Raw genomic sequence first — 7,499 nt, 5'->3', positions numbered from 1 at the left:
CCCTGAACACCAATGGCAAGATCGACCGCAAGGCCCTGCCGCCGGTGCAGATCAGTCAGGAGAGCGACTACAGCGCCCCGCAGGGCGAGATCGAACTGGCGCTGGCAGCGATCTGGCAAGACGTGCTGGGCCTGCCCCAAGTTGGGCGGCAAGACAATTTCTTCGCCCTGGGCGGGCATTCATTGCTGGCCACCAGCGTGGTCACGCGCTGGCGCGCACGTCATCCGCAGCACACACTGACGTTGCGCGACCTGTTTGCCGCGCCCGTGCTCGGCGAACTGGCGCAGCTGATTGCACGCAGTTGCGCACCGCAGGAAGAGCAGCCCGCGCTCAAGCCGGTAGCGCGCACGCCGCGCATGCCACTCTCGCCGATGCAGCAGCGCCTGTGGCTGGTGGATCGCATGCAGGGTGGGGCGGCCGCCTACAACATGACGGCAGCGCTGCAGTTCGATGGCGCACTGGCACCAGCCTCGCTGGCGCAGACACTGGCGTTGCTGGTGCAGCGTCACGAAATCCTGCGCACCAGCTATCACGAGGATGATGAAGGCGAACCCGTCGCCCGCATCGTATCGCCGGCAGACAGCATCCCGCTGCTGGCGGTACAGGATCTGCGCGCGCAGGCGCCGGACGTGCAGCAGCAGATGCTAGCCGTATTGCGGCGTGAAGAAGCGGTGCGCCCCTTCGATCTCACCACCGCGCCGCTGCTGCGGGCGGTCCTGGTGCACCTGGCTCCGACGCAGGATGGTCGGCCGCGCCAGGTGCTGCTGCTGGCGGTGCATCACATCGCCGCCGATGGTTGGTCGGTCGGGGTCCTGATCCGGGAGTTCTCGGCGATCTACCGCGCACTGCACGCGGGCCAGGCGCCCGCGCTGGCGGCACCGACGCTGCAATACGCCGACTATGCAGCGTGGCGGCAGCAACAGGGTATGCGCGCCACCGAGGAAGACTTCTGGCGTGCGGCCCTGCAAGGAGCCCCGGCGCAGCCGGCCTTGCCGGTGGACCTGCCGCGGCCGGCACAGTGGTCGGGCGACGGTGCGCGCCTGTCGGTACGTATCCCCGAGCGCCTCACAGGGCAGTTGCAAGCTCTGGCGCAGGCGTGCGACTGCACGCTCTTCATGCTGCTGCTGGGCAGCTTCCAGTTGCTGGTGCATCGCCAGAGCGGACAGGACGACCTGCTCATCGGTACCGATGTGGCCGGGCGCGAGCATGCGGCACTGGAAGAGATGGTCGGGTTCTTCGTCAACGTGCTGCCGCTACGCTCGCGCCACCAGCCCGAACAGAGCTTTGCACAGTGGCTGGCGGCTACGCGCGGCACAGTGCTCGATGCCTTCGCCCACTCCTCGTTGCCCTTCGAGCGTATCGCCGAACTGGCCACGGCGCGCCGCGACCGTCGCTGGAACCTGCTGGTGCAGCTGCTGTTCGTGATGCAGAACATGCCCACGCATGACTTCGACTTGCCCGGCCTGGAGGTGCAGGCACTGCCCGCCAGCCATGCCCATGCCAAGTTCGACATCGCGCTGTTCGTCACCCCGGTGGATGGTGCGCTGCAGGCCGACTGGGTCTATGCCAGCCAGGTTTTCCAGAGCGGCACCATGCAGCGCATGGCGGCGGCCTGGGTCGCGTTGCTGGAGCAGATCGTGGCACAACCGCACTGGCCGCTGTCCCGGTATGAAATCCCTCTCATGAAAGAACCCCTGACCATGTCAAGCACTGTTTCCGTTTCCCCTGCCCGAGCGCCGCTGGCCCCGGGCAAGCTCGACAAGCTCAACAAGCTCAAGGGCATGAGCGCGGCGGCCCCCAAGGCGGCTGTGCGCATGCGCCCCCTGCGACCCGGCACCGACTTTCCCTTGCTGGTGGAGGCCACCAGCGCCGACCTCGATACGGTGGCCTGGGCGCGTGCCAACCAGCCGCTGATCGCCAGTCTGCTGGAGCGTCATGGCGGCATCCTGTTCCGGCGCTTCGGCCTGGCTACGCCGCAGGACTTCGAGCGCTTCGCCGAAGCCATCGAGCCGGAACTGTATGGCAGCTATGGCGACCTGCCCAAGAAGGAGGGGGGCAACAAGACCTATCGCTCCACCCCCTATCCCGAAAAGCAGATGATCCTGTACCACAATGAAAGCGCCCACATCGAACGCTGGCCGCGCAAGCAGTGGTTCTTCTGCGAGCTGCCGTCTCCGGTAGGCGGGGCCACACCCATCGTCGATTGCCGTGAAATGCTGCGTCGTCTTCCTCCCACGCTGCGGCGCGAGTTGCAGCAAAAGCAGTTGCGCTACGTGCGCACCTTCACGCCGCGTCTGGATGTGAGCTGGCAATCCTTCTTCGGCACGGACGACCGTGCCGTGGTGGAAGCCCGGCTGACGGCAGCCGGCACCGGCTATCGCTGGCTCGATGAAGACACCCTGCAGACCAGTACACTTTGTCCGGCAGTGATCGTGCATCCGGTCACCGGGGCGGAGGTGTTCTTCAACCAGGTGCAGTTGCACCATCCGTATTGCCTGGAGCCGGAAGTACGCCAAGACCTGCTGTCCATGGTTGGTCCGGAGCGCCTGCCGCGCAATGTGCTCTTCGGTGATGGCACACCCATTCCCGATGCCACCATGGCCCTGATCGGTGAACTCTACGAACAATGCGCAGTGCGCTTCGACTGGCAGCAGGGCGATGTGGTCATGCTCGACAACATGCTGGCCGCGCATGCCCGCGATCCCTACGAGGGGCCGCGCAAGATCGTCGTGGCCATGGGCGCCATGGTGGAACGCGCCGAGGTCAGCGCGCCCTCTACCGCCGTCGATGAACTCTCGGAGGGCGCAGCATGATGCCACTGGACCAGACTGTCGCGCTCAGTTCCGAACAGCGCCTGCAGCAGGCGCACGCCCACACAGCCCATATCCTGCCATTGCACTGGCAGGGGCCGCTGGAGAGCGCGCGTCTGCAGGCCGCATGGAGCTGGGTCGTCGCGCGTCACGCCGTCCTGCGTCATGCCTTCGGCCAGGCCGAAGGCTATCGTGGTCTGCGTCAGGCGCCGTTGCCGCAGCCTCCGGGCCAGAGTCTGCAATTGCACATGCTGCCGGCGGGTGCCGCCATGCCGACGGTAGCGTTCGATCTGGCGCGCGGGCACGTGATTCAGGGCTGGCTGGTCGAGGACGCGCCCCAGCGTGGCCGCCTGCTGGTGGCGGCCGCGTCCCTGGCGCTCGATGAGCGCAGCCTGTGGTTGCTGGCCGATGAGCTATGGCGTCGCTACCATGATCAGGACCTGTCCACCGGGGAGGCTTTCCAGTACACCGATTATGTGCAGTGGCGCCAGTCTCTCGAGGAAGACGACGATGCCCGCATCGGCCAGGCCTACTGGGCCCATCAGGCCCAGCAACTGGAACAGACGCCGGCGCTGCGGTTGTCCTATCGGCGCGAGGCAGGGACGGCTGCGGCGGTTCCGGCGCTTCTGCACCACCGTATTGCCGAGGAGATGGCGAGCGCCCTTCAGAGCGGGCAGGCCAGCGGGCGATGGCAGGTCGCCACTGTGCTGCAGGCGGCCTGGCTGGCCCTGCTGGCTCGCCTGGGACAGCAGTCCCGGATCGCCTGCGCCTGGCAGCACGATTGCCGCGACGATTACGAACCCATGGCCCAGGCGCTGGGCTTGTATGGCAAGACCCTGCCGCTGATCCTGAACGTGCCGCCGCAAGCCTCGTTGAGCGAACTGGTGAACCAGCTGGCCGCGCAGCAGGAGCAGCATGTGGCGGCCCAGGAATATCTGCCCGATGATCTGGCTGCCAGGCCAGCGGAGATCGGCTTGAGCGTGCGTCATGCCGTCGGGCGCTGGCAGGAAGGTGCACTGCAGTGGGCGTTGCAGGGGACGGCCTCGGGTGATCCCCGCCTGTCGCTGGCGCTGCATGTTGATCTGTCCGATCCGGCCGCGCCTGGTTTGCAGCTGCATTACGATGCGCGGCACTACGACGCCGTCAGCATGACCGGTTTGCTGCGCCAGTACCAGGCCTGGCTGCGCGAGCTGCTGGCACGACCCGATACCGCCTGCAGCGAATTGCAATGGGATGATGCCGCCATCTGGCCGCAACGACTGTCGATGACGGCAGAGGTGCTGCCGCTCGGGCGCGACACGCTGCTCACGCACATTGCCGCACATGCGCTCAATACGCCGCACGCCATCGCCTTGTCCAGTGCCGACGGTCAGATCAGCTATGGGCAACTGCTGCAGCGCGTGAACCAGCTGGCGCACTGGTTGCAGTCGCAGGGCGTGAGGCCCGGCGCGCATGTGGCGCTGCTGCTGCCACGCTCGCCGGAACTGGTGATGGCGCTGCTGGCAGTCTGGCGCTGCGGTGCCGCCTACGTCCCCATCGATCCCGACTGGCCCGCCGTGCGCCAGCAGGCGATACTGGCCGATGCGGCTCCGGCACTGGTGCTGCATGATGGCAAGGCACCGGCCGCCGACGGGCTGCATTGCGCGCTGTGGCCGGCCGACCTGCAGGGCTATTCCATGCCGGCGCCGACGGTCGCGCCGGCGTTGCAGGACCTGGCCTATCTGCTCTACACCTCGGGTTCGACCGGCACCCCCAAGGGGGTGTTGATCGAGCATGCGCAATTGCTCAACTACGTGGTGGCGGCGTCGCAGGGCATGGGCCTGGCGCCATGTCGCTGCTGGGGACTGACCAGCACGGTGGCGGCCGATCTGGGCAATACGGCGCTGTTCGCCGCGCTGCTGCATGGCGCCGAGCTGGCCATCGCCGACGCCAGCGACATGCAGGATGGTGCGCACTTCGCCGCCTTCCTGCAACGTCATCGGGTCGATGCGCTCAAGATCGTGCCGTCGCATCTGGAAGCCTTGCTCGATGGCGGCTCTGCCGTCCTGCCCGCGACCCTGGTACTGGGCGGCGAGAGTAGCCCGGCGGCCTTGCTGCGGCGGATCTGGCAATGTCAGCCGCAGGCCCGCATCTTCAACCATTACGGCCCCACCGAAACCACGGTGGGCGTGATGTGGCATGCGTGTTGCGCCAGCGACGCCGCCAGCGGGGCCGCTGCCGCGCCGCTGACCCGCGTGATGGCCAACTGCCGCGTGGCGATCCTGGATGCCGACTTGCGCCCCGTGCCGGTAGGCGGCATCGGCCAGCTTTGCATCGCCGGGGCCCAGCGCAGCCGCGGCTATCTGAACCGTCCACCGGAAGACCGCCAGGCTTGGTATCGCAGCGGCGACCTGGCCTGCCATCTGCCCCAAGGCGGGCTGCGCATCCTGGGGCGCTCGGACGAACAGGTGAAGATCCGCGGCTTTCGCGTCGAACCGGCCGAGATCGAAGCAGCGCTGTTGCAGCAAGCCGGCGTGCGCCAGGCCTGCGTCATGCCGCAGGGCGAACCCGCGCGGCTGATCGCCTGGGTGAGCGGGGAGAATCTTGCCGTGGAACCCTTGCGACTGGCCTTGCGGGATGTGCTGCCGGAGGCAATGCAGCCAGCGCGCATCCTGGCGCTGCCATCCTTCCCGCGACTGGCCAATGGCAAGATCGACCGGCGCGCCTTGCTGGATGCGCTGGCCGAATCGTCAGCCGAGAGCGGGCAGGGCGGCGAGGCCCGGGCTGTGGCGGACGATCTCGAATTCGTCGTGCTGGACACCATGCAGCAACTGCTGCCCGCCACGCCCGCCTTGGGCCGCGACAGCGATTTCATCGAAGCCGGCGGACATTCGCTGCTGGCCATCAAGCTGGTGGCGCGGCTGCGCAAACTGCTGCAGATCGAGATTGCCCCGGCCCTGGTGTTTGATCATGCCACCCCGGCCGCGCTGGCGGCCGCGCTGCGCGCACAAGCCCCCGACGCCGCCGCCCTGGCCGAGCTCGCGGGCCTGCGCCGCACGCTGCTGGAAATGCCCGCAGCGCAACGCGACGCCCTGCCGGAACAGGCCTAGGTCGTCGGCCCTTTTCTTGGATCACGCTTTCATGAACGAAAAAAATCATCAGTTGCTGGCCCTGCTGCAAGCCGATCAACGCGAACACGAACGGACGGACAAGGAGGGGCCTCAGGATGGACCGGCGCCGCTCTCGTTCTCGCAGCAGCAGCTGTGGTACCTGCACCAGCTCGAAGCGCAACAGACTGCCTACAACCTGACGCGCGCCTTCCGCCTGTGCGGCGTACTGGATCACGCTGCCCTGCAGGCGGCCTTCGAGGCCGTGGTCGCACGGCACGGCAGCCTGCGTACGCGCTTTGCAGAACAGGACGGCGTGGCCTGCCAGGAGGTCCTGCCCACCGTATCGCTGCCGCTGCAGCTGAGCGACCTGCGCGAACTGGCCGCCGATGCGCGGGAGGTGCAAGTGAGCGCGGCCATCGAGGCCGCCACGCGTCACGTCTTCGATCTCTCCCGCGCACCGCTGCTGTTCGTGCATCTGTTACGGCTGGACGAGCAAGAACATGTGCTCATCATGGGCATGCACCACATCGTATCGGACGCCTGGTCCAATCCCATCGTCGCGCGCGACCTGCAGCAAGCCTATGCGCAAGCGCTGGCCGGGCAGGCCCCAAGACTGCCGCCGCTGGCCTTGCAGTACGCCGATCATGCCCGCCGGCAGCGAGCGCAGTGCCAGGGCGAGTGGTTGCGGCAGGAACTGGATCACTGGCAAGCCCGGCTGGGCCCGGAAGTGCCGCCGCTGAACCTGCCGGTGGAGCGTGGCGACAGCACTGATGCCCAGGCAGGTGCGGGTTACAGCCTGGTGCTGGAGGAGTCGCTGGCGGCGCGTGTGCGCCAGTTCTGCCAGCAGGAGCGCTGCACGCCCTTCGTGGCCATGCTCGCGGCCTGGCAGGTAACGCTGCGCCATTGCTGCGGGCAGGACGATTTTGCCGTCGGTATTCCACAGGCCGGACGCAACCACCCGGCGCTGCAGGAGATGGTGGGCTTTTTTGTCACCACCCAGGTGATGCGCGCGCGCCTGGACCCCGGCATGAGCCTGCGCACGCTGTGCCGCCAGGTGCGCAGCGATACGCTGGAAGCCATGGCCCATGCCGAGCTGCCCTTCGAACTGCTGCTGGAACGCTATCCCGCCGAACGCGGCCTGCCGCGCCATCCGCTGTTCCAGACCCTGTTCGGGCTGCAGGTCATCGAGGGCAGCGGCACGCTGGATCTGCCGGGCTTGCAGGCCAGTACGCTGGAGATCGACCTGCATGCGGCCAAATTCGATCTGGCCATGGACGTCAAGATCATCCGCGGGCAGGTCAAGCTGCGGCTGGAATACCGTCGCGCACTGTTCCGGGAGTCCAGCATTGCCCGTATCGGTACTGTCTATCTCAGTGTACTGGAACACTTGGCCAGCGCAGCCGATACCCCCATCGGTCAACTGGCGTTGCTGGGCGCGCAGGAACAGTCGGCGCTACAGGCATGGAGCGTCAATGCGCAGGCCCATGAGGCCGGCAACGTGCTGGCGGTGATCGAAGCACAGGCAAAGGCACACCCCGAGCGGCTCGCCTTGCGGGTACCGCATACCGGGCAGGTACTCGATTACGGCCAGCTCAACGCC

Annotated in this window: 3 protein-coding genes; all 3 read left to right on the top strand. The window is 67.2% G+C overall.

Features of this window, described 5'->3' with window-relative positions; translation table 11 throughout:
- A partial coding sequence (locus HNO82_RS21915; RefSeq protein WP_175345134.1) for a condensation domain-containing protein occupies positions 1–2,813 on the top strand: 2,813 nt, incomplete at its 5' end.
- Complete coding sequence (locus HNO82_RS21910) at positions 2,810–5,899, top strand: non-ribosomal peptide synthetase (RefSeq protein ID WP_175345133.1); 3,090 nt, start codon at positions 2,810–2,812, stop codon at positions 5,897–5,899. The genes HNO82_RS21915 and HNO82_RS21910, both read left to right, overlap by 4 nt.
- Positions 5,900–5,930: 31 nt before the next feature.
- A partial coding sequence (locus tag HNO82_RS21905; RefSeq protein WP_249777070.1) for a condensation domain-containing protein occupies positions 5,931–7,499 on the top strand: 1,569 nt, incomplete at its 3' end.

Origin of the sequence: Herbaspirillum sp. C9C3 (genome assembly GCF_013359625.1) — a bacterium.
Lineage (GTDB): Bacteria > Pseudomonadota > Gammaproteobacteria > Burkholderiales > Burkholderiaceae_D > Herbaspirillum.
This window is presented reverse-complemented; position numbering and strand designations above follow the sequence as displayed.